The following is a 24645-nucleotide window of genomic DNA, read 5'->3' on the forward strand; positions in this document are numbered from 1 at the left end:
AATCCTAATAATCAATTAAATATCTTTAAAAATTAAATTTACCCTATCCTGTTTTGTCCTGCATTACTATATAATAACGCCGAGGCGTGATTTTACTCAATATAAGGCAAACCATTATTCAAAGCCAAAGAGATAGAGGGTATTGCATATCAAACTAAAAACAAGTAAAACAGTGATATTTATTTGTATGCGAAGTTTATCATTTGTTGCCTAAATAAAGTCTGTTTCTTTATTCAATTTAATAGTTGCTAAATTATGAAGACGTAATAACAAAAGCTCTCCAAAATCTAATTTCTCTTTACTAATAAACACGAACTTTAATAAGGCTTTCCTAACTATATTGAAACAATTTTACGATTTAATTAGGCTTTCTATTATGGCATCACCAGCGACCGTTATTAACATCATAGCATTACTGCTTACGCTACTTTTATTGCTTTATTAACTTTATAAACACAGGTTTTTCCAAATTAATTTTAACAAAATAAATGCCATTAGGTTTATCCTCAATATTTAATGTTAATTTTCCAGCATTAAGTTGATATCTTTTAAAGCCAATTAATTGTGATTGCGTATTATAAATTTCCAAATCCATTACTTCCAAATCACTAGGTACAAATATTTCGAAAATGCCCGTTGAAGGATTCGGATAAGCTTTAATGTTGTCCAGCAAATTGATGGTTTTAGCCATTTTTCCTTGGCAAGCATCCTTACTTACAACTTCTATATTATCACCATGATTAACATCGATACTGAAATGAGATTGGTAGGTTTCTAATATTTGATTACCATTCTTGTAAACCGTATATGGGGCAACGCCAGTTACTACTGAAACCTCGACAGACTTTTTAATTACTTCCATCTTACCAGACAAACTAACCCCACCTTCAATCGATACTTGATAACACTGCTCAAAATCCTCCCCATCTACGGTAATACATAAGTCGTATGTGCCTGGAGAGAGATTTTCAATGCTAGTGGCACCAGTAAAGTTATATGTAGCGCCATTTAGGCTTGCCACATAATTATAGGTTGCATTTGCTGTAATGAGTACCTTACCGTTTTGCTTATTTATACAAGTTTCACCAATGGTTTGAATATTGAAGTTATTCGCAGGTAACTCTAGAGGTCCAGGGACAATTCCAAAAGCTGAGATAGAAGCCGAAGCAGACTCCTGTCCAGCCAACATATTGACAATATTAAAACGCAGTTTACGTGCTGTAATAAGATCGAAATTAACCGTCTTTGCAGTACCAATTTCGGAACCAGCAATAAGTTCTGTCCACTGACTACCATCCCAATAATCCAATGTCCAATCCTTAATTCTTGTTGAGGCTTCTTTTACAGTGATTCCTTTAACCGTTTTGTTAATACCTAAATCTAACAAAAGCCACTCTCCAGTTCCTGCATTTCGGGACTCCCAATACGTAGCGTCATCATTATCATTTGCCAATTTAGCTTCTGCATTGGTTTTGGATGAGGATGCCGACATATACCTATTATGCAATCGTAACTGTAATTGTGCATCGAATAAAGAATTAGGATATACCTGCTGACCACGCAACTCGTCTAAACCTTCATTTTTAAACGTTATATTTTCTCCTGCGCCTACCTGAAAACCTACAAAAAGAGGATTTGGAAACGTATGTGTTCTTCTTTGTGTTGTATTAGAGATAAACCAAAAATCGTAGAGCCTTGTTGTAAAATTAGCCTCATGTTTAAAATTCCAAAATGTTAAATAAGGTCCACTATTGGGGTAAGATGTCTCTGCTCCTCCATTACCTAATAAAATACCCCCTTGTATGTTATCCAATAAATTGGCATAAGGATGAGAAGCATGACAATCTATTGATTGGTCGGGCTGCATAGGACAATTTATAAAAACTGAACTTGTAGTACTCCAGCGCATTCCTGGGCCATGTAGCATCCCCTTTTCATTAGCATTTACCAAGCCTTCGCTACATGTATCTATGCAATTTTCAAATAGAACACCGTAACTATATCTGGAATAAAAACCAGTATGCCCACGTTTTCCATAAATATTAATATTTTTTACAGTTACAGCTAAACTTTTTTCAATAAAAATACATTCGTTCCAATCTTTAAAATCGCAATTTCTTATCCAACCATTGACTACGTTACTAAAAAAAACAGATTGCCAAGCATAATCAACAATATTATTGGCATGGTGCACAAAAATTTCCGGATAGTCTTTCCAACCACTCGTAAATAAAATATCCTCAACGCCTACTTCGCTAATGGTATTATAGGTTCTTAGAACGGTAGTAGAAGATACAGGCATATTTAACTGTACGGGGTTTTTAAACGTTACTTTATTTCCAGATATTTTGGTAATCAAATGTTTTTCAAAAGGCCGAATACCATCTCTATTAATGATAGTCCATCTTACATTAGGTGTTAATCCAGGCATATTGGCCTCTAAATTATCTGTTGTTTTTTGAAATAAATCTACGTACTGCCCTACTGATAGATTAGCAGTACTAGCCACCTGAACTTCAAAATCACCTTTTTTTATTTCTGATGTTACTTGTGTAATATCATTTGAATCTGTATTAGTAGGCATAAACAGAAATCTATAATCTATGGTGTCATTGTCAAACTTTCCCTCATTAAATTTATCTGTATAAATTTCGGTACCCCCAGTACTGGCCCCAGCTCCTTTTAAAACTATATTGCTGCCATTTATGGTTATAGGTTGGGTTTTAGTGGTTTCGCTAGAAACGATGTACCTACCAGCAGGAAAGAAAACAACGGTTGGTTGGTTACTTGCCTCGGCAGCATCAATAGCAGCTTGAATAGCCACATCATCATAACCTGCATCATTAGGAATGGCTCCATAATCGGTTACGCTTATGGTATTCCAACCAGAAACATCCGGTATTTCCTTCTCCGAAAAATGGTAGCCTGTATAGGAGAAATCATTTAATGTAGCTTCCGATAAATTGCCTGTTAACTTTTTAGAAGCAAAATCTACCCAGGAAGGTGCTTCTATATTTTGGGCATACATGGCAAACCCTATTAAAAAAGTTAAAAAATAAATTATTTGTTTCAAAAAAGTAATTTTGAAAAACAAGGACACACATCCCTTATTAATTTTTAAATTCACAAACATTAGCTTAATTATTTAGTAGTAAAACTCCAAACTTGCCCAATGGTAACACCTCCGTTACCATCTTTTACAATAACTTTGAAATAATAAGTTGATGCCGCAGTTAAGCCTGTGGCGTCATAGCTTGTTCCTGATTGTCCTTCCGATACTTTTGTTGATGGACTACTGTTGGTATCTAAATACACATCATAGCTTAAGGTATCATTATCCACATCGCTAGCAGTCCAACTGAGTGTCGTACTAGAACCATCAATTTCAGAATTCAATGCTGGTGATACCAACTCTGGTGCAAATGGCAAATGATTTGAAACCCCAGTTCCTTCAGTTAGAAAATTACTAGTAGCAGAATATGCGCTTTCCGCCCCTTTAGTGTCTAAGGATTTTAAACGCCAATAATAGGATTTCCCCTTTTCTAAGGTAATAACCCTAGAGGTTGAAGAACTACTAACATCATGCAATAAAATTGAGAAGTCACTGCTTTCTGATACTTCCACTCTGTAGCTTATGGGGTTACCCTCAATATCGCTAGAGGCGGACCATTCAAAAACCACATTATTATCAATACATAAGGTATTACTCAATGGATAAATCTGTACAGGTACTGTAGGTGCTGTGTTTTCAGGCTCCGGACTTGGACCTGGGTCACCATCTCCACCGCCACTACAGGATAAAAAAACACTAACGAGAGTAACTAAATATAAATATGACTTTTTCATTTTACTTCTTTATTAATTTTATGAATACCGGTTTTTCTGAATTTAATTTTACAAAGTAGAGACCTTTTGGCTTATCTGTTATATCTATCTGAACTTTTCCGCCGGTAACCCTACTGGTATTTTTGCTTATTAATTTTGAATGGATATTGTAAACCTCAAAATCTATGGTGTGTATTCCATCAGGAATGTACAATTCAAATATACCACCTGATGGGTTTGGATAGGCTTTTATATCTTCTAGGAAATTAATGGTCTTTGATATTAAACCTTGGCAGGCTTCTTTGCTCTTTACCTGAATCTCATCACCATGGTCTACGTCTATTGTAAAATTGGTTTGTTGGGTCTCAAATAACACTACCCCATTTTTATAAACCTTATAAGGGCCTTTGCCTGAGGTTACCGATACGCTAGCTGACTGCTTAACAACCTCTATCTTTCCGGTTAGACTTGCTCCTCCTTCTATGGTAACTTCGTAACAGTGATTATAATTTTCTCCTACCACATCAATACAAAAATCATAAGTACCTGGTGGTAAATCCTCAATGGTCAATTCCTTTGTGAAATCATAAGCTACTCCATTGATTGTTGTTTTATAATTATGTGTAGCATTGCCTGTAATAATAAGCTTGCCGTTGTTTTTATTTGCACAGGTCTCTCCAATAGACTCAATTGTAAAATTATTCGAAGCAGTTGGGTTTTTTGGTACAATCCCTAAATCTATAATCTGTAGATATAATGGTTGTGCATTACCGCTTTTGTTTTCCATTAAATAATAATAAACCTTGCCATTATTTATGTGTACTACACCATGATCGAACGTTCTTCCTGAAGTGGCTTCATAAATTCTTGTAAAATTATTGGTACCTCCCTCTGCCTTTTCTATAAATACACGTTTACTGCTGGTTAACCCTATAAGAAAAACACTGTTGCCTGAAGTATATAATTCGGAGCCACCTCCTGAAAAACCCTCTGATGTGATAAAATCTGTGGCTCCTGCTGGTTTATAGGTGTGCAAATATTTAGTAACGTTAAATTGATTGTCTTTCACTTTACTTATAATGTGCACATCTTCATTTTCAGTTACTGTCCAATCAAAGCCATCTACTATACGCACCTGATCAGTTTGTGTAGTTTGTACATAATCTCCAGGCTCCATTACCTTTATGAAGTCAGCATCATAAAGTGGCACTGAAAAAGATTCTCCTTTATAGTTTTTCCATCCTGTGGCAGCGCTTTGGTCATCTGAATAGGCATAATACACACCATTTTGGTAAATATATTTATCGTTATTATTTGAGGATCTGCGTTGAAATCCTATACGTAGTTTCCCATTTAGGTACTTCATTTCACCATAAAGCCCCCAGTTGTAAGTAATACCAGGTTGGTTTTTAGCATTTAAAGCATTAAAGTCTATAAAGTTACCCCAGTTTCCACTACTAGCGTCGTATTTTATAAACTTGTACATACCGTTGTTGTTACCACCCTCTCGCATGAGCATAAAAAGGTCTCCACTATCATTTAAAAAGAATTTTGGATATGTTAATGATACAAACTCTGATTGAGGCGCACTACCAGGCATTCTTAAATGCTTATAGCCACCACTACCGTTTTGAACAAACTTATCCAAAGTAAAATCGGCATCTGGCAAAGTAGCGGCGTTGGCTATTGAGTAAGAATACCTAAAATAATCGTTTGCCAAACTTCCATCAGAAGGTCTGGAAGCACTATAAGAATGCATATCGTACAATAAATGAATTGTACCATTTAAAGGACTAATGCCGACCGCTATCGTATTGTGTGATTCACCAATCCAATACCTATTTTGGTAGCCTGTGTGTCTGTGAGGAAACTCTATGGTTGCCATGGTACCCGTTTTGGTGTTATATCGTGTCAACATCACATGACGGTCTGCTTTTGGGCCACGATACCAGGTCATAAAAACATAATCACCATAAGTTTTTATACAATCGCCATGTGCTGATATATTGCGCCCAAAAAAATAATCATACGGTGCATTATCGCCTGTATTAGAAGCACCGCTAGACACTTCATTACCATCAAAGTGCAGGCCTAAATCTGTTATTTTTATTTCGTTTTCTAATACAACTTGAGCAACTGTTATATTCGAAAAAACAAATAACATGAAACACCGCATTAAGCAATGTTTATAATTAAATGTTAACATTTCCATAGCAAAAAAAAAAAAAAAAAAAATCTACAATTATTTTGTAGTAAAATAATAAAAAAACTTACTAATTTCTATCCTGTTCTGTCTGCCTTGAGTTTATAAACAAAGAATAAAGATTTTTATTTATATTTCAAATCTTAATTTAAAAGAAAACAAACCTTAGGTTTTGAATGTAATGATGAGTAAACCGGTGAATCAATCTAAATTTTTTAATATACAAACTATACCTTTGACCTAATTTTGAATGTGAAATCGAATAGGATTCAAGCATATTATTTGAGAGAACCATTTTAAACTAGTAACCCAATGATTTTTTTCTTTTAAACATGATACAATTTAAATTCTATTTTATAATAAGTTTAGCCAAAGCGTTATTATTTTCTGTATCCTTAACCTTTATAATATACATACCTGGATTTAATTTATTGGCATCTTGTATTTTAACCATATTATTTTTAGCGATTTCTTGGTAAACTAAGGAGCCGAGAACATTATATATGCTAACCACAGACGTTCCAAAATTTTGTAAAACAATTGTAAAATGGTCTTTTGCTGGATTAGGATAAACGTGCATACTTTTAAACTTCATGTCGTTTTTTGAATTGCTTAGTGATGTACTTTTTGAAATCGCCTTCCATTTGCTTCGCGCATCCGTTTCTAAAACCGAGGTGTTGTAAACACTACCATCGGCATCATGGTACAAAAAACGACCATTACTTCCAGCTTCAAATCGATATGTATCATCTGCTTCTAAATAATGAACAATCCAAATTTTATCAGAATCTGTTGCTGGAGATGCCTTTGTTGTATTTACAATGGCATAAGGTGGTGAAAACCCACTTCCAGTAGCTCTTAAAATACCTGTAACCTCACTGTCGATATTATAATAATTATTCGATTTTGTAAATATCCATTCCTTATCCTGACCTTCTCCAGAATCATTCATTAAAACAGAACTTGCAGATATGGTTTGCGCTTGCAAAAATTTTCCAGTAACCACGTTTTTTAATCGATAAATATCGCCTGTTAAATCTGTTTTATCAACTGGGTTTACACTAATTGAAACTTGGCTAGATTCTATTGAATTTCCCGAGCTATTATATGCTTTAGCCTTAATTGTATAATTACCAACAGCGCTTGGTATCCAGTTTACTAAATAAGGACTACTTGTAACTTCTTGACTTAGTATGTTGTTTACATAAAACTCTACCTTTGTAATAACGCCCGTATTAGTAGTTGCATTAGCATATAATTGTATGTTTTCGCCCTCCTTAAATGCTTGATTATTGCTTGGGGTTATTATATTTACGCCAAAGGTTTGAGGTGTGTTAATTCCTAAATTTATTATTTGCAAATAGGTAGGCCTTGCATCATCGGTTTCTTGAGCATTTTTTTCTAACAGATAATAATAAAGCTTACCGCTGTGAATATAAACTTGACCCTTTTCAAACGTTTTACCGGAATTTGCCTCATAAATTCTAGTAAATGAATTGGTTCCACCTGGTGCACGTTCAATAAAAGGTCTACCTCAAGAGGTTAACCCGACTATGTAAATATAATTACCAGACGCATATAAGGTTTCTGCACCCGAAAAATCGGTCGTTGTTATAAAACTAGTTGCGCCTGCGGGTTTATAGGTGTGAACTTGTTTCGTTTGTCCTGCAGTACTACTGGTGGTGCTGTTATCTTTAACGCGCCCAATAAAATGAATGTCATTATTATCTGTAACAGTCCAATCGAAACCACTAACCATGTAAACTTTATCTTTTTCGGTAGTGGCAACTAAATCGCCAGGTTCTGAAATTTTTATCAAATCGGAATTTGAAAGTGGTCGTGAGAATTCTGTCCCTGCATGATTTTTCCATTGTGTTAAACCGCTTGAATCATCGCTGTAAGCATAATAAAATCCATTTTGATATTGGTATTTATCGTTCTTTAAATTCGCACGTTGTTGAAAACCAACCCTAATTTTACCGTTAAGAAATTTAATATCGCCATAAAGCCCCCAATTATAAGGACTATCGTAACTTGATGCTTGTGTTCTATTAAAATCGGTATAGCCTACCCAACTTGTGCCGTTGTATTTAGCAAAAATAAACTTCCCATTTTCAGAATATCCAAATCTATTTTTCATAAATAAATCACCTTCATCATTGGTAAAAAAATCTGGATAGGTCAATAATTTTGTGGTATTATCGTCATTAATTCCAGGAAATGATAAATGTTTGTAATTACCATTGGGTGACTGTACAAACTTGTCGATTGTAAACTCTTGGTCTGAAACCGTTGCCGCTCCAGCAACCGTATATGAATACCTTAAATAGTCGTTTGAAAATTCTGGAACATTACCATTTCTATGCATATCGTATAGCATGTGTATCGTTTCATTTTTTGGACAAATGCCAACCGAAATGGTATTATGAGTCTCACCAATCCACCATTTGCCATTATATCCTGTGTGTTGATGTGGAAATTCTATAGTTTTCAATGTTCCCGTTTCAGTGTTATATCGGGTAAGCATGACATGTCTATCGCTTTTTCCACCGCGATACCAAGTTAAAAAAACATATTTCCCATAAACTTTAATGCAATCGCCATGAGGGGTTAGTGAACGACCATAAACATAGTCGTATCCAGTAGTTGAATTAGCCGTGTGACTTATAGGCACTTTATTTCCGTTAAAGTACATAGCAACATCTGTAATTTTTACCTCTGATTCTAGGGTTACCTGCCCTATAGAATGAAGTGAAAAAAAACCGATGTAAAAGAATATTAGTGCTTTAAAAATAGTTTTTGTCATTTTTACAAATATTAGTATGTAAGTCTAAATATGGTAAAAATGATTAATTTTAATTTAATCTCTATCCTGAATTATCCTGCTTGAAATTTTTAATTTGTATTTTTTAGACAAAGCTGATCCATTAGTAGTAAAAATGTAACTAATTGATAGCTTTAAGTTAAGTAATTAATAATCTTATTAAGGCATGGTTTTTAAAATTACTGGACCTACCAAACCTGATACTTCGAGTTCGGTTTCATCTTTTTTAGGAGGATTTGTAGTCCAAGTTTTCTTATTTTCTTTAGGACGAGAATTATCAAAAATAAGTTGATTTCGCCAGGTGTTTGTTACTTTAATTTTAATGGTGTTATCACCTTTATTAACATAGTCTGTAATATCAAAAATAAACGGTGCTGCCCATTTAACACCTACCTTTTTATCATTTATCCAAAGTTCGGCAATATTACAAACCTCACCCAAATCTAGCATGGTTTGTTTTCCTAATTGTTTTATTTTAAAAGTTTTAGAATAGGTTATGGTACCAGAATAATGTTTTACAGACTCATCTTCTAGTAGCGTTAACGATTTTAAATATGGTATTTCAATAGATTCTGGAGTATCCCAACCAGCGTCGAATTTTAGTGTCCATTGGGATTGCAGCGAACTTTCTTCAACCGAAATATTTTTAGTTGTTTTATTGTCATTAAAATAAAAGTCATAGCTCCCTGTTTTAGAAGCCATCAGGTTATTACCTAGCCATGATAATTTAGGTAAATCTTCTTTGTCATGACTTCTAAACCATCCTGTTTCTGCATTAAAAATAATATCATTATTAAAACTTACTTTTGAAGCAACGGGTTGTTTATCACCTTTAAAAAAAACGATGATAGCACTACCGCTAGCGGGTAGCGACAATACAACATTGGTGCGTTTATTTGATTTGCTCCAAATTTTTGCTTCCCCTTGTTCTCCTGTAAAAGCATCCCATATTTGAGGGTATACATCTTGTAATCTAAAACTCAGGGATACATCAATAGGTCTATCGATTTTAGAGGCAACAAAATAAATATCGGCATGATCTGTTTTACGATGAATCCAATTAATATCTAAATCTTTAGGAACTATTACGTCTGGTGAAATGCTTTCTTGATTTAAAACCTCTTCAATGCTTTTTCCCCAATATACTTTTCCTTTGCCTACTTGTTTAACCCCGCTTTTACCTGTTCCCCATAACTCATCGGCAATAGATTTTAAGGCTTTTAAATCCATTTCATCATCCATTAAACTAGGTGAATCTTCAGGTTTGTCCCCTACAATTACAGCACCAGCTAATACCAGTTCCTTTAATTTTTGTGCTGTTGAAAGTAACATCTCTTTAGAATCTCGTAATAATATCACACGATAGTTCCCTGCATTTTCAACATTTATTTTACCGTCTATAATGCTTAATTTTTCATGTAAAATTTCTGCATTTAAATAATCGAAACGGTAACCTTCAGGAAAATAATCTAAATCAAATGGCGGACGTTCAAAATTATCGCCATAATACCAAAGTACATCGGCTACATATTCACCTTGCTGTAAAACATATTGATTACGTGCAAGGTAATCTGTCCAATTAGACATGTATTTCCACCACGTTTGATTTCTCACTAAAGGAAAACCAATGTGGCCCCCAAAACTAGAGCCTGGATAGACTTCTTTTTGTGGCGTATGCGAAAAGGTATGAAACACTAAATGATTAACACCTTTAGTAAAATTATAATCAATTAAATATTTTACAGAAAACGGATGTTCGTTCCACTTTACCCCTATTTGAGTGCAAGCCTCGGCGGCTAACATAGGTTTGTTGTACAAATGCGTAGCAGATGCTGCATTGTAAATTGGTTTGGCATATTCGTTTTGAGCAGATGGTGCAGAAGGGTACCAGAACTCCGTCATAGGAATATCACTAACACCGTAATACCGCATGGGGTCGATTGGCAACACTTCGCCACCGGCGCCTTCGGTATAAACTTTAGCGCCCATATCGTGTGCAACGGTTGCAAAATGAGAAAAGAAATTATCGACATAAACATCATCCATGGTTTGACGAAGGTCTCTTAAAAATTTGGTTGTTGTTTGAGGACTTTCAATAATATACCCCATGGTAGCTGGTAAATAAGGCTTCAAACTGTAACCTCTGCGCGTTTCAAATTCTGTAAACATATCCTCCGAATTCATGGTCCAAGTAGGGATATGGCTTTCCCAGCTATCTATTAAAAGACCATGTAATTTACCATCGCCAATGGGTCCGCCATCCTTAATTAAATTACCTATCATACCATTTCTTAAATGATTTTCAATAGCTTTTTTATCTAATTTACTGGACTCCCAACCTGTAGCCTCCGGAACAGCAGGTTTATTAGTTAATCGCATATTAATATGTCCAAAACGCACCACCGTCCAATTGCCTTCGGGCACTTTCCAATTTAATTTACCTTCGGGTGTTAATTTATCAGAAAGGTTCATAATTTGATTGGAATTGATTATGGCATTATTTGGAAACTCGAACGCAACGTCTTTTTCCAAACGTCTAAAGGCCTTTGCTGCTTTTGCTTCATAATTATGCAGTCTTGGTTTTGAAGATAATCGAATAAATTCTGGTTGAATAACATGCTCACCTTCAAACGTGAAAACAAATTCTTTCGATGTAGTTTCTGGAATTGCTAAGGTGAGTTGTTTTTGCCTGTCGTTCCAATTGGCATCTGGAAAATTAATGGTTGCAATGTGGGTTAATTGGTTATTTAAAACCGCTTGAACCTTTATATGAACATCCACTTGTGGATACTGCGAGTCCATAATGATATGTCGCAACGGCGGAAAAACAATGGATCGCAAAGTTATTGGATTTTGAAATGTTGTTTTAACCCATGTGTTATTCGTATTAATTTTTGAAATTCCTGTTTTACGATATGCATCGAGTGGCTTGTCTAATTTTGTTGTCTTATCGCCAACAATTATTTTAGACGCGGGATTGAACATATCCTCCCAAGGAATCAAAGCGTTATTGGTTTCAATTTTTAACGGATTATGTGGCGCTAAATTATCACCCTCAACCGTTGGAAAGGCAAGTATTATAACATCTTTATAATCATAATCTTTTGTTGTGTATACCGAATCTATTTTGAGCACCTCATTAAAATTCTGTGCGCCTTTTAACATGTACGTTGTTTCAACCAATTCGCGTTGTGCTTCTTCTACAGGCACCCATGGACCACCTGTCATGGACCACCCTGGGCAATTTTGCATGGTGAATTTTAGCCCTAAGCGTTTACATTCATCGGCAGCATGCCTAATCATGTCTTCCCATTCTGGTGATAAAATTTTTATGGGCTCAACATTTGGATATGGTTGTCCTGCCTTGTTAAATAAATGGATACCTTGCAAACCCGCGGCTTTTATGGCTTCTAAATCTAGGGTTAATCCTTCTTTACTTATATTATTACCCATTAGGTGAAACCAAGTTTCTGGGCGGTATTGCTTATCTGGAGTTTTAAAGCCTTTGGATAATTCTTGAAATGTTGGAGAGGTATCAACTAACGATACGACTTCATCTTTACTGGAATTACAACTTAAAATTATTACTAAAAAAAAACTAAAAATTACCGCTAAAAATCTCATATTATAATCTTATTTGAATAAAGTTTGAAATTAAATAATGTTTAACGATTACCTATCCTGTATAGTCCTGAATATAAAAAGGGTAACTTCTTTAAGACACCCTTTCATATTTTAAAATATTAAACCTCCTATTTTTTAATCACCTTTAAAAAAGAAGGTTTTTCTGCATTCACTTTAATAAAATAAACTCCGTTAGGTTTATCGGTTATATCTAAACTGACTTTGCCTCCATTAACGTCATACATTTTTGAACTTATTAATTGTCCATGGATATTAGATACTTCAAGTTTAATACTATTTAAGTGTTTTGGAACAGTTATTTCAAATGCACCACTAGTTGGGTTTGGATATACTTTTATTAATGATTCTTGAAGTTCATTTTCTTGGTCACTTAGAGTAACACTTGCAGGGATAACCTGCCATTTGCTTCTTGCATCAGTATCACTAACAGCATAATTATAAACGTTCCCATTAGGGTCTTCATACATAAATCTACCTCCATCTTTCACTTCAAAACGGTAGGTATCATCTGCTTGATTATAATGCACGGTCCAGACTTTATCTACATCTGAATTTGTAGGTTGATTTCCTGTACTTACAATAAGATAAGCTCCTCCTCCAAAAGTGCCACCTGTCCCACGTAATACACCATTTAGCTTACTATCTATATTGTAATATTCTGTGCCACTTACATCAACTTTTACAAACTCCCAGTGCCTATCATTGTCTTCTGCAGTATCTCTCATAATCACGGGTTGCCCAGCACTACTATTGGCACCTAAAAATTTCCCCGTTGCCACATTTCTTAATCTATAGGTATCTCCTGTTAAATCTGTTTTATCCACATCATTAACAACAATTGTAATCTCTGTAGATTCTATACTATTTCCACCGCTATTATACGCTTTAGCCTTAATGGTATAGTTACCTACCATAGTTGGTGTCCAATTTAAAAGATAAGGAAATGTTGTAGCTTCTTGGTACAATGTCCCATTAATGTAAAATTCTACTTTGGTGATGTTACCAGTATCAGTGGTTGCATTGGCATACAACTGCACTTCTTGATTTAATAGAAATTCTTGATTGTTAAAAGGAGACAATAATGTTACAGCAAATGGTTGTGGACCATTCGCATACTCTAAATAAGCTTTTCCATCAGTATCACCATAAAGTGTTTGCCCTAGATAAGTTAATTGTTGCCCTTGACCTATATATTGTGAAATGGTTGTAGGCGTAATTCTGATGATAGCAAACCTACCTGTAAATGAAATATTAGGATTTGTGGATGTATACGTTTCTCCATTATTCTCGTTTGAAATGATGTAATCGGTCATTATAACGCCATTTACCAATGAGGTAACTTTCGCTCCAACAATTTTGGCACCGGTATATAAATTTTCTACCGATTGTACCGTACCTGAAGCATTTCTAGAAGGTTCAAAAACAGAAATAAACGGCCTGTCCCAAGCTTCCCCTGGTTGTCTTACCGTAACAATGGGAGTTTTAATGCCATCATATCCCATCTGCGCTTCAATAGTTGCTGGTCCTTTACAGGCAGTATACTCTCTACTTTCACCTCCCGGCATTAACATATGCATATATCTCACGCCTTGTTTGGTCATAGGGATGGTAGCCTTTACTGAAGTAGTTGTGGGTGCAGATGTATTAACCTGTTCAAAATAATGCCATCCAGGGAAGAAAATGGATTTACCTGCATAAACACTTTCTACGGAAGGATATCTGTTAACTTGAGGTGTTAGAGAGATTGGATTATTACTGGCATCTACCATACTCACATTATCTCCTACATTGTGATATACATAATCATGAAAGTTATTGGTCCCTAATGATTTTGAACGAAACAAATCGAAATAATATCCTGTATTGTCACTGGTTCTAATCACACTAAAAACACGTTGTTGCCTTGCATTATTGATTCCGTCGTCCAATACTTGTGCCGAAAAGGTAAAGTTTGATGCTATGGGATCTGCTAGCGATACAGGTTCTGCAGCAAGGGTAACCGTTTTATCCATTTTTATCTGATTATCGGCCTTCCAAGCACCTACACCTGTTCCTTTAGAAGTACCATTGATAATAACTGTATTATGGCCTGCATAGATTCTATGATAATTCCTAAATTCATCACCATCCCTCGCATTATTGCCAGCACCTACATCACCACCACCAGTACCCATCACAGCTCCTAGGCCATATATTTCCATGTCAATACCAGATAAATGGGAATGTACATAATGAGCGCCACCAGTATATCCCATTAACCCAGACTCAACTCTATTATTGGTATTTAAATTTCTTTGCATGGCAATACCTGCATAGTCAATTGTAATAGATGAACTATAACTAATAGGTGTTACATTTACTAATGCTATATTAGAAATCCACAATAAATTCAGCGGGTTGTTCCATTCTAAGGTTTGTGTTGAAACTGTAGGGTTAAAACCTCCTTTAGCAGAATAAAATGCTTTAAGCATTTCTTCGGCTTTTAATTCCAAATTTGTATAGCCCTTACGTTTAGATATGACGAAAACACGCTCCATTAAATCCTCAGTATTCAATCTTGTTCTGTGCGCATCACCAAAACGCATCACCTCACTACCGTTAGGAAACCTATAGTTTTCAAAGAAGAAGGAATCTTCTAAAATAACCTTGTAATTATTAAAAATATTAAGAGAAGGGCTGTATCTATCAACCACTTCCATAAGCTCTAAGATAATCCTTTGAGGCCCGATACTGTAGCCTGTAGCTTCTGGCCAAGCGCCAGAATCTTTACATCTATTCATCATCCAAGTTAAACCATTTTGCCTGGAAGTGCCGTTCATAAAATTATTAAAATAGGTTTGTCTGGTGGCATCATTTTCAATTGAAAGTACATTAAAAAGAGCTCCTGGTGCTTCTAAAACAGGATGATTGGAATTGATTCCACCACGATTAAATACATTATCAGCTAATTTTTTAAATGCAGTTTCAGAATTGGTAAAATTAAAAGGTACTCTAGTTCCTGTATCGATATCATAAACCGTTGTGCCAGACTTCACCAAAAACCCATGAACAAAGTCATAAATCATAGGAGGTTTTGTATACGCCTCTCTAGAATCAATTAAATAATCGCCCGAATGAAAATCAACATTACCAGAAATTTGGGCTATTTTTTTAGTGTAGTTATACAGAATATCAGCTGCAAGTTGCCCATAATCTTCATTATCAGTTAACCAATACAATAAACTCGCATCAAACCCTAAAGTCAAGATATCTCTATGTGTAGTTCTATTACCTGGTAATGATGGTATGGAACTAATTATTGTTGAGGGGTTAATTTTATGAGAATCTCTTTTAGAATCAACTCTACTTTTGTACTGATTTAACAAATTTGAAGCCCAAGTATTTTGGGATATTTTATCTAAAATAACCTGCTTTTCAGCATCTTTAATCCAGATATGTGGGTGGGTTAAGGACTGCGCCATTACAAATTGAGACATCAATATACAGACTACAAGAATGCCATGATTAATTATATTTTTTTTCATTTTTTGACCTTTTATTAAGCTTTAAGAAGCCCCATTATTTTTTTTAACAACTTAGTTTTTAACAATTTTAATATAGATGTAGCCATCTTAAAACTTAACAAAATTAAAAGGATAAATAACACATACTGTCCTGTCTTGTCTGCCAGAAGAAATTATTATTTTAAAACCGCCAAAGACTGAATACCAAATGGTTATTTACACATTTACACAAAAAGATATATACGCAAACAACATAATTATAATAACACTCCTATTTGAGCAAAATAAAATAAAAAAAGACCATTTAATATTAATTAAATGGTCTTTTTGAAAGTGAAAAATAGTATTACTAACTTACTATTGTTTGATTATTTTCTTGGTGAACTTACCAGACTCTCCTGAAAGCTCAACAATATACATACCACTTGAAAGTAAACTAGCATCGATAGTTAGAGTAGATTGTCCATCTATTTGTTTTGTAAACACTCTACTTCCTAATATGGTATACACAGAAACTTGTTTAACATTTGAAGTAAGACCTTTAATGGCAATTTCATTTTTTACTGGGCTTGAAACAAATACCGAACTTGCATCAAATTTATTGTTGCTTAATGTTGTTATTGTTGATTCTGCAAGAACCCAATAACTTCTAGCCTCACCATCGGTATTAGTATTTGCTGCATCGTTCATATCAGCAACAGTATAATTATAAAGTAATCCATCTAAACCTTGGTATAAAAATCTTTCATTAGTAGTACCAGTACCAGAAACAACTGCACCAAATCTAAATGTTGTAAAACCTGATTGAGATAGTGTTGTTGCCGTCCATCTATTATCTGTTTTATGACCACCATTTTAATTCCATACGTTGTATTTAAAATTTGTATGAACCGTTAGTGTATTATTAGCTCTCATGATACCTTTAGTATCATTTCCAATATTCCAATCATCTAAATAGTTATGAACAGTGCCATCACCTGGATCTGTTGTGTCATGATGATTGAAGAAAAAATTAAAGGTAACATCATCCGTTGGAAGTGTAGTCGAAAATTCATAAGCGCCTAATCCTGTGGCTTTTAAATAACTAGCAGTACCAAAGTTTTGAAGCACATATTTTGTGCCTTCAGTGATTGCCGTTACTTGCGCTTGCACTTGAAAGGCAAACATGGTCAAATATAAAAATAAAATAATTTTTAAAGTAATTTTTTTCATAAATAAAAAGTTTTTAGATAGTTAATTTTTACTAGAGTATTTTTTTTAGAAACAAATTCTGTCCTGCATTGTCCTGATTACTAGATAATCTTCCAACTAAAGTTGAAAAAACAAGTTTAAAACACTTTTTATAACCCTACATTTTATTGTTATCCATTAGGATGTAATTTAATATAAAAACCCCAATGGTATGTGAGAGGGTTAACAATGGGGTCTTCAACTAAAGTATATTAAAATTATACTATTTTACTACAAGCTTAGAGGTATAAATTTTATCGAACTCATCTTTTACTGTTATAATATACATACCCGATTTAAATGTATTGGCCTTACGAATCTCTAGCGTCGGGTTTACTGTAGTGGTTTTATAAACCGTTTTACCCAAAAAGTCTGTGATGGTTACTTTAGCCCTTTGTATATTTTCTAAGTTAATCGTAAAGCTATCGCTAACGGGGTTTGGAAATACCATAATAGATTTTTTTGCTACTTGCTTATCTAAAACTATTGCGTTGCCTGCACTTAACGTGCGTGATGCAGGTATGGTACTATTTAGAGACTGCACTGCACTTGCCCCGTCATTAAACGCTTTTAAATTATGAATACGTGAGGTTATATCGAATGGACACTTACCTCCTCCATAAATACCAAATTTTGCATACACAGATCTTTCATCAATACCTATGTTATCATTATAATCTGGGTCATCATCTGTTTTACACTCTACTATTTCACTAGGAGCGCCGTTAGGATTATTAAGAGTTTGTTTTGTTCCATTAATCCATACTTCAACAGTCCCTGCGTTAGTACCTGTTTCTTCGATTCCTTTTTTAATACCTAACACAATATCTACCCATGTATCTTTTGCAGTAAGTATCTCCTTTAATATAAATTTTCTATTATCTGAGGAACAACCAGGACCTAGCTTCCAATTTCTTATATTCCCTGTATTGCTGTTTTTACAAGGTTTGAAGTATTGGAATAAGATTTTTCCATTTTCATAAGCTATCGTAATTGGGTGGTTTTGGCTACCACCATCAGGTTCAGAAGTCTTAAATTGAAAAATAGCAAATCTATCGTTGAAACTATCATCATGACTAATCATAACTCTCCAAGCATAGTAGATGGTTTGACCTGAAAAGTGTTCTTCTCTAGGTCTTGAAAACTCATTACGTTTTACCTTTGCAGGACATGTCTGTCTCCATACTTTACCACTCACGCCATTTACATTCTCTTGAAAAATTTGGGGATTATTGGAAGTTGTTTCACAATCTTCAAAATTAATGCTTTGGAAATGTGTTAAAGGCCCACCTACATTCGCGTCTGCATGCCAAATTTGAGCACATACAGCTAAAGGGAAACCTAATAAGAGGACTAATAGTTTTTTCATGAATATTTAGATTTTTCCTTTATTTAGCAATTGTTTCATTCTTTACAAAATTAAAATAACTATAAATCTTGTTTTTACATCGCTTTTTTTAAAATCAAAAATACAAATATTACGGCAAATAAAATTCCTAAAAAAGCGGACAAAACTCCTTTTTTTTGAAAATTTAATAATATTGAGCTATGTAACGAAGGCTAGGAATAATTAAACAAAATTTAAGGGCGTAAGTATAGCAACACCCAAGTTTTAGAAGTTTATAGTTTTATTGACTTTGTATGGATTCATCTTTAAACACGTTAGATGCCATAGATTAATACACAATGTATAATAGGCCATAGCGTGAAAAAAGAGTAGGAGGCGTGTTGATCACAACAAGCGATAACCTTAAATAAAACGAACGGTAAAATGATGTGAAAATATAAAATATATTATATTTCTTATTAAAACCTTAGCGTCTTTTTTCTAGCCTAGACTGGTTAAAATAAAAACATAAATAGCATTATACAGTCAGTTCAATTTGTGTAAATAAACAGCAATATCCGTATCAAATTGTGTAAAATATTTGGCGTAGGCACTTGGTGTCTTGCCAAACTTAGCTGTATTCTGCATCTGTTGGTGTGGTTACAAATGGTGGATTATTGGGATCATCAACACAATCATCATCACTTGGGTTGCTATTGCCATTAGGGTCGAGGCGTCTAAAATTATCATTTACGGATAAATTAGGGTCTCCGCACCATAATACTTGTGCACTAAGCGCATTTGATAGGAATATAACAATTAAATACAACAAATAGGTTTTAATGTTTTTAGTTTTCATAGCTGTTTTTTTTAATCCATTATTGCACGTTACAAGAAGATATTCATATGGAATTATTAAACGTTCCAAAGAGCATATTAAACATCAATTTTTTAGCCCCACTTCGATTCAAAAAAGGCTCGGTTTTAAACCAAGCCTTTTCATCATTATTAATTCGAGTTGTGCTAATTGCTTAAGCAAAAACTACCCTCAGTACTTTAGTATTTTATCTCTTCACAACTTTTCTTGTTGCAAATGTATTTGTTCCAATAAATTTAACGACATAAACACCGCTTGATAAGGCTGTTACATCTAAAGACAAAGATGATGCACCACTTGTTAATTTTTGTATTAAAGACTTTCCTACCAAGTTAAATACTTCAACTTTATTAATGTTGGATGATAACCCTTTAATTTGGATAAAATCGTTTATTGGATTAGAAATAAATACAGAACTTAAATTAAAGTCATCATTACTTAACACTGCAGCTTCTATTATCCAGCTTTGTCTGTTGTCGTTTGTATCAAGTGGAACAGCAGTGATAGTACCTACATTAGCACCATTTATAGTTTGATTAGTTTGATTTTCGCGAACGTAAAGGTCATTAAGATGGAATCGATATTCAGAACCGCTAACATTAACAAAAATTGCTCTTCTTTCTGCGTCAGGACTAGCACCCGAAACTTGTCCAATAGAACCCGTATTAGCACCCGATATAAAAATTTTCATTAAACCTCTTGATCCTAATACTTCGAACGTACCATTAGCATCTAAAGCTGTAAGATTAAATGTAGTCTTAGCCCCATTTAAACTTGCACTAGTTTCATACCGCCAACCTTCAGCAGTTCCTGTCTCCGCTGCCAAGTCAGCGCCTCCAGTAGAGAGGTAGCCACCAGTTTCCTTATTTCTTATGGTGTAAAGACCATCTGCAAGCTGAGCTTGTATCTGAAAAACAGCTGCAAAAAGAATTAATAGTGTACATTTAAAAGTAAAATTTTTCATAAAATACGATTTTTAGTTAGTATAAATTTTAATTGTTAATTGGACCTTACCTTAATTTAGTCAAGTCCTATCAACCACAAACATAGCATAAAACCGAGGTTCAAAATTCCTTAAGATGTGGAAAAAACTCCTTTTTAACCCCTAAAAGCCCTTGTATCACATGCATTAGACCAAAACCCCAGACTTAATTCTCTAAAAAGGACTGCGCATACTCACTTGGCGTTTTACCAAACTTAGCTTTAAAACTTTTGCTGAAGTATTTTTGGTCTTTAAAACCTACTTTAGCACAAACTTGGTTAATGTTGGCTTTACCCTTTTCTAAAAGTTGGGCTGCACGGATAAGCCTTATATGTTGTATAAATTGTTTAGGGGTATAATCTGCCCAAGCTTTAAATTTGGTAAATAATACAGATTTGCTAACCCCTAATGCTTCGCAAAAGAAGGGGATATCAAAATTGTAATCACTTATGTTTTGCTCAATGATATCTAGTGCCTTATTGTACAAAGTTTCATCTAAAGACGACATTTGTATATCTTCTACCTTAAACACATCATGTGTATTTAGATTAGATTTAATGTTTTGAATGGATTTTAAACTATTATTAATACGCAACTTTAATTCTTGAACGTTAAAAGGCTTGCTAATATAATCATCGGCACCACTTTCTAAACCCTCTATTTTATGTGTTATATCTGATTTTGCAGTTAATAATATAACCGGAATATGGCTGGTGCGAATATCTTCCTTAATTAATTTACAAAACTCTAAACCTGTAGTTATTGGCATGACTACATCGCTTACAATTAAATCTATAGGTTCTTTAATGGCCATTTTAAAGGCTATCTTACCGTTTTCAGCCTCAAATACGTTATAGTCATCAATCAAAATATTATGCATAAACATTCTGAGTTCCTCATTATCTTCTACCAATAGAATTGACATTTTTTTATCGGAACGAATTTTTGAAGAAAAGTTTCCTTCAAAAGGGACATCTGTGCTTTCTAACTGATTTTGATAAAAATCAATTTCTTCTTTAATATGTTTAGCCTCAGTAATTTCATGGGGTTTGAAATGTGATGCCCCTTTAAATAATTCAACTTTAAAAATCGAACCCTTTCCTTCAGTATTTGACGCTACGCTAATTTTACCTTTATGTAACTCTACTATATTTTTTACAATGGCCAAACCTATTCCTGTCCCTTTTTTAAGGGGCCTATCGGCAGCATTATTATCAACTAACTCAAAAAAGCGGTCAAATATTTTTTCCCTATACGCTTCAGGAATACCAATACCATCATCTTCAACCAGAAGCAATACCACATCTCCTTCCTCCTTTATTTTAACGGTTATTTGACCTTGACTACCTGTATACTTAAAAGCATTAGAAATTAAATTAAAGAACACTTGTACTAACTTATTTTCATCTATGTAAAGCCGTATTTCATTTGAAGGAGTTTCAAAATTGTATTGATAGCCTTCACTAATAGCATAATCGGAAAAAGATTCGAAAACCTTCTTTAAGACATCTACTATATTATGCTCTGCTACTTGCAATGTCATTTGATTGCTTTCATATTTTCTAAAATCCATTAACCTATTGATAAGTTGATACAGATGATTACTATTTCTTTTAATAACCTGAAGTTTTTTATATATACTGCTACTCCCCTGATAGTTATCTAAAATTTGTTGTAATGGCCCTAAGATTAACGTTAAAGGTGTTCTAAACTCGTGAGATATATTGGTAAAAAACTCAAGTTTAGCTTGGTTTATCTTTTTTATTTGTTCTGCTTCTAAATGCTCTAATTCTAATTCGTGTTTTAATTTGGTTCGAGATTTTGAAATACTATATAAGTAATAAATTATCGAAATAACTATTAAAATATATATAGCATATGCCCACCAAGTAAACCAAGGCGCAGGCCTAACAGAAATATTTAATGTTGTTGGTGTTTCATTTATAACACCATCGCTATTAACACCTTTAACTTCAAAAACATAGTCTCCCGGCTTTTGTATGGTATAAGATGCTTCATTATTAGGTGTTTCATTCCAATCGGTTTCTAAACCTTTAAGACGATATTTGTAAGTATTACTTTTAGAATTTATATAACTTGGTATGGAAAATGAAATACTAAAATTACTTTGATCGTGCAAAAGCTCGACCTCTTGTGTGAAATTAATAGCTTTTGTGAGCACTTTATGGGAATCGTTTACTGAAACTGACTGGTTTTCAATTTTGAAATCTGTAAGGATAACTTGCGGTGCGTATTGGTTTTTTACAATTTTATGTTCATTAAATACCGTTACGCCTGAAGGACCACCAAAGTAATATGTAGAACCTAAACGTAGAGCAGCATCTCTATTAAACTCATTACTTGGCAAGCCTTCCTTTTGGGTAAAATGCGTTTCTATGCTATTTTTTTTAAAATTATATTTTATTATACCTTGTGTATAGGTGCTCATCCAAAAACTGTTTTCATCAGCCCCTACAATGCTTCGTATGCCATCAATTTTTTCGCCACCAACTTTTAAATCTATAAGTTCAAACTGGTTGTTTGCAAATTTAAATAAGCCATCTTCCAAAGTACCAATCCACAGGTTCTTATTACTATCCTCATAAATGGTATTTATTTCAAACTTGAAGCTAGAATCATTACTATAAACAAAATTTTTTACCTCATTATTGGAGGTAATACAGTTTAAACCGCGGAGTGTTCCTAGCCAAATCTTTTTATCTCCATCTATAAATATGGTCTTGATATTACTATTGGTTAGACGAATAGGTTCTGTTTTGGAATTGAAAAGCTTAAATGTCTTATCTTTAAAATTAAACTTAATTAAGCCACTACCATTCGTACCTATCAACATGGTATCATGAGAGTACTGAACAAGTTCTAATACCCCTAAATTTTTGAGCAATCTTGTTAATTCTTCTGGCAAAACCGCCTTATTAAATTGCTTGCTTTTAAGATTGTAGACAAATAAGCCTTTATCGAAGGTTCCTATCCATAGATTGTCATCATTACTTACACATAAAGCTTTTATATTATCGCTTTTAAGGTTTGAGTGGTTTCTGGAAGTTATATGGCTTATAGAATTAGTATCTTGATTTAGCACCGATATACCGCCACCTTCTGTACCAAATAAAAGCAAGTTTTTATAATTCACAATCGAACTTACAACCCTAAAACTTAAACCCTTTTCATAGGAATTCTTTGTTATATTAACAAAGTTATTATTAAATCTATTATAAATATTTAAGCCTCCATAGTAGGTGCCCACCCAAATGGTTCCAATATTATCTTTAAATACTGTTTTTATAAAATTATCATTTAAAGATTTGTTATTGTTCCCATCATGATATAGCGCATTTATATTTCTATCCTCATCAACAATATGAAGCCCGTTAAAAGTAGCAACCCATAAAAGACCGTTATCATCATAAATAAGTTTTCTGACGTTTTTACTTTTTTTATCTATTTCAGATTCTTTAAAGTAGGGTTGAATTTTCTTGTTATGAATATTATATTCTAGAACACTTTTGGTTTTTGTTGCGAGCAGAATATTACCATTTTTAGATTCTAGTAAATCGTTTATATTAAAACCTTCAGAGTGAGGAATTAATTCCATTTGATAGGCACTTCCTTTCTTAAAAAACTGATACAATCCTTTATTCGTACCAATATATATAGCTCCATCTTTTGTTTCGACAATGCATGAAGGTAATTGTAAGTTTGATATTCTAAAAAAATTATCTTTTGAAGCATCATAGATTGAAACCCCACCAAAATGACACACCCATATTTCTTGATTAGATAGTTGCCTAATGGCTATAATCATATTATTACCTAATACAGATTGATTATTATTTAAAAAATAGGATTTAAAAATATTCGTTTTTGGATCAAATTTATTTAAACCGAAAGCCGTACCAACCCATATAAAACCAGAGCTATCTTGCTCTATGCACTCAATACCATTGTTACTAATTGAAGTAGGGTTATCCTTTTCGTGACGGAACACCGTAAACTCAGTACCATCGTACTTGTTCAACCCGTCTTTTGTACCAATCCAAATCTGACCCAAATTATCTTGATGAACAGCCATAATGGAGTTTTGCGATAGCCCATCTGAATTGGTAATATGGTTAAAATTATAATTTGATTTTTGAGCAAAACTGGGTATTACTAAGAAAAGAAATAATAAAATGTGGTATGTTTTTAACATTCACTTTTCAATTTTA

General features: G+C 33.8%; 13 protein-coding genes. All 13 read right to left on the minus strand.

Going from position 1 to position 24645, the window contains the following annotated elements:
• Nucleotides 1-430: 430 nt before the first annotated feature.
• A complete protein-coding gene (locus tag AW14_RS13250) occupies nucleotides 431-3073 on the minus strand; it encodes a DUF4955 domain-containing protein (protein WP_169744671.1) in 2643 nt (880 codons plus the stop codon).
• Between the two features lie 68 nt (nucleotides 3074-3141).
• Nucleotides 3142-3846 (minus strand): fibronectin type III domain-containing protein, encoded by a 705-nt coding sequence (locus AW14_RS13255; RefSeq protein ID WP_044639242.1) that lies wholly within the window; start codon nucleotides 3844-3846, stop codon nucleotides 3142-3144.
• Between the two features lies 1 nt (nucleotide 3847).
• On the minus strand, nucleotides 3848-5989 hold the full coding sequence (locus tag AW14_RS13260; RefSeq protein ID WP_052647524.1) for a BNR-4 repeat-containing protein: 2142 nt from the start codon (nucleotides 5987-5989) through the stop codon (nucleotides 3848-3850).
• Nucleotides 5990-6377: 388 nt separating this feature from the next.
• Nucleotides 6378-7388: a T9SS type A sorting domain-containing protein gene (locus AW14_RS15035; RefSeq protein WP_218915995.1), complete on the minus strand. Its 1011-nt coding sequence runs from the start codon at nucleotides 7386-7388 to the stop codon at nucleotides 6378-6380.
• Between the two features lie 174 nt (nucleotides 7389-7562).
• On the minus strand, nucleotides 7563-8834 hold the full coding sequence (locus AW14_RS14880; RefSeq protein WP_218915996.1) for a BNR-4 repeat-containing protein: 1272 nt from the start codon (nucleotides 8832-8834) through the stop codon (nucleotides 7563-7565).
• Between the two features lie 177 nt (nucleotides 8835-9011).
• The gene (locus AW14_RS13270; protein WP_044639243.1) at nucleotides 9012-12476 is read right to left on the minus strand and encodes a glycosyl hydrolase; all 3465 of its coding nucleotides are present in this window, start codon (nucleotides 12474-12476) and stop codon (nucleotides 9012-9014) included.
• 128 nt (nucleotides 12477-12604) lie between these two features.
• Nucleotides 12605-16021, minus strand: a complete 3417-nt coding sequence (locus AW14_RS14950) for an Ig-like domain-containing protein (protein WP_084708904.1) — start codon at nucleotides 16019-16021, stop codon at nucleotides 12605-12607.
• Nucleotides 16022-16357: 336 nt separating this feature from the next.
• A complete protein-coding gene (locus AW14_RS13280) occupies nucleotides 16358-16690 on the minus strand; it encodes a T9SS type A sorting domain-containing protein (protein WP_044639245.1) in 333 nt (110 codons plus the stop codon).
• 165 nt (nucleotides 16691-16855) lie between these two features.
• Complete coding sequence (locus AW14_RS13285; RefSeq protein ID WP_044639246.1) at nucleotides 16856-17212, minus strand: hypothetical protein; 357 nt, start codon at nucleotides 17210-17212, stop codon at nucleotides 16856-16858.
• A gap of 241 nt (nucleotides 17213-17453) precedes the next feature.
• A complete protein-coding gene (locus AW14_RS13290) occupies nucleotides 17454-18599 on the minus strand; it encodes a T9SS type A sorting domain-containing protein (RefSeq protein ID WP_044639247.1) in 1146 nt (381 codons plus the stop codon).
• A gap of 589 nt (nucleotides 18600-19188) precedes the next feature.
• Complete coding sequence (locus tag AW14_RS13295) at nucleotides 19189-19416, minus strand: hypothetical protein (RefSeq protein ID WP_044639248.1); 228 nt, start codon at nucleotides 19414-19416, stop codon at nucleotides 19189-19191.
• A 205-nt stretch (nucleotides 19417-19621) separates the two neighbouring features.
• Complete coding sequence (locus AW14_RS13300) at nucleotides 19622-20398, minus strand: T9SS type A sorting domain-containing protein (protein ID WP_044639249.1); 777 nt, start codon at nucleotides 20396-20398, stop codon at nucleotides 19622-19624.
• A gap of 184 nt (nucleotides 20399-20582) precedes the next feature.
• The gene (locus AW14_RS13305) at nucleotides 20583-24629 is read right to left on the minus strand and encodes a hybrid sensor histidine kinase/response regulator transcription factor (RefSeq protein WP_044639250.1); all 4047 of its coding nucleotides are present in this window, start codon (nucleotides 24627-24629) and stop codon (nucleotides 20583-20585) included.
• Nucleotides 24630-24645: the final 16 nt, after the last annotated feature.

The organism is Siansivirga zeaxanthinifaciens CC-SAMT-1 (assembly GCF_000941055.1).
Classification (GTDB): Bacteria; Bacteroidota; Bacteroidia; order Flavobacteriales; family Flavobacteriaceae; genus Siansivirga; species Siansivirga zeaxanthinifaciens.

Coding starts and splice junctions, on each gene's coding strand:
- AW14_RS13255 (WP_044639242.1), bottom strand. CDS start 3,846: ATGAAAAAGTCATATTTATATTTAGTTACTCTCGTTAGTGTTTTTTTA.
- AW14_RS13260 (WP_052647524.1), bottom strand. CDS start 5,989: ATGTTATTTGTTTTTTCGAATATAACAGTTGCTCAAGTTGTATTAGAA.
- AW14_RS14880 (WP_218915996.1), bottom strand. CDS start 8,834: ATGACAAAAACTATTTTTAAAGCACTAATATTCTTTTACATCGGTTTT.
- AW14_RS13270 (WP_044639243.1), bottom strand. CDS start 12,476: ATGAGATTTTTAGCGGTAATTTTTAGTTTTTTTTTAGTAATAATTTTA.
- AW14_RS14950 (WP_084708904.1), bottom strand. CDS start 16,021: ATGAAAAAAAATATAATTAATCATGGCATTCTTGTAGTCTGTATATTG.
- AW14_RS13280 (WP_044639245.1), bottom strand. CDS start 16,690: ATGAACGATGCAGCAAATACTAATACCGATGGTGAGGCTAGAAGTTAT.
- AW14_RS13285 (WP_044639246.1), bottom strand. CDS start 17,212: ATGAAAAAAATTACTTTAAAAATTATTTTATTTTTATATTTGACCATG.
- AW14_RS13290 (WP_044639247.1), bottom strand. CDS start 18,599: ATGAAAAAACTATTAGTCCTCTTATTAGGTTTCCCTTTAGCTGTATGT.
- AW14_RS13295 (WP_044639248.1), bottom strand. CDS start 19,416: ATGAAAACTAAAAACATTAAAACCTATTTGTTGTATTTAATTGTTATA.
- AW14_RS13300 (WP_044639249.1), bottom strand. CDS start 20,398: ATGAAAAATTTTACTTTTAAATGTACACTATTAATTCTTTTTGCAGCT.
- AW14_RS13305 (WP_044639250.1), bottom strand. CDS start 24,629: ATGTTAAAAACATACCACATTTTATTATTTCTTTTCTTAGTAATACCC.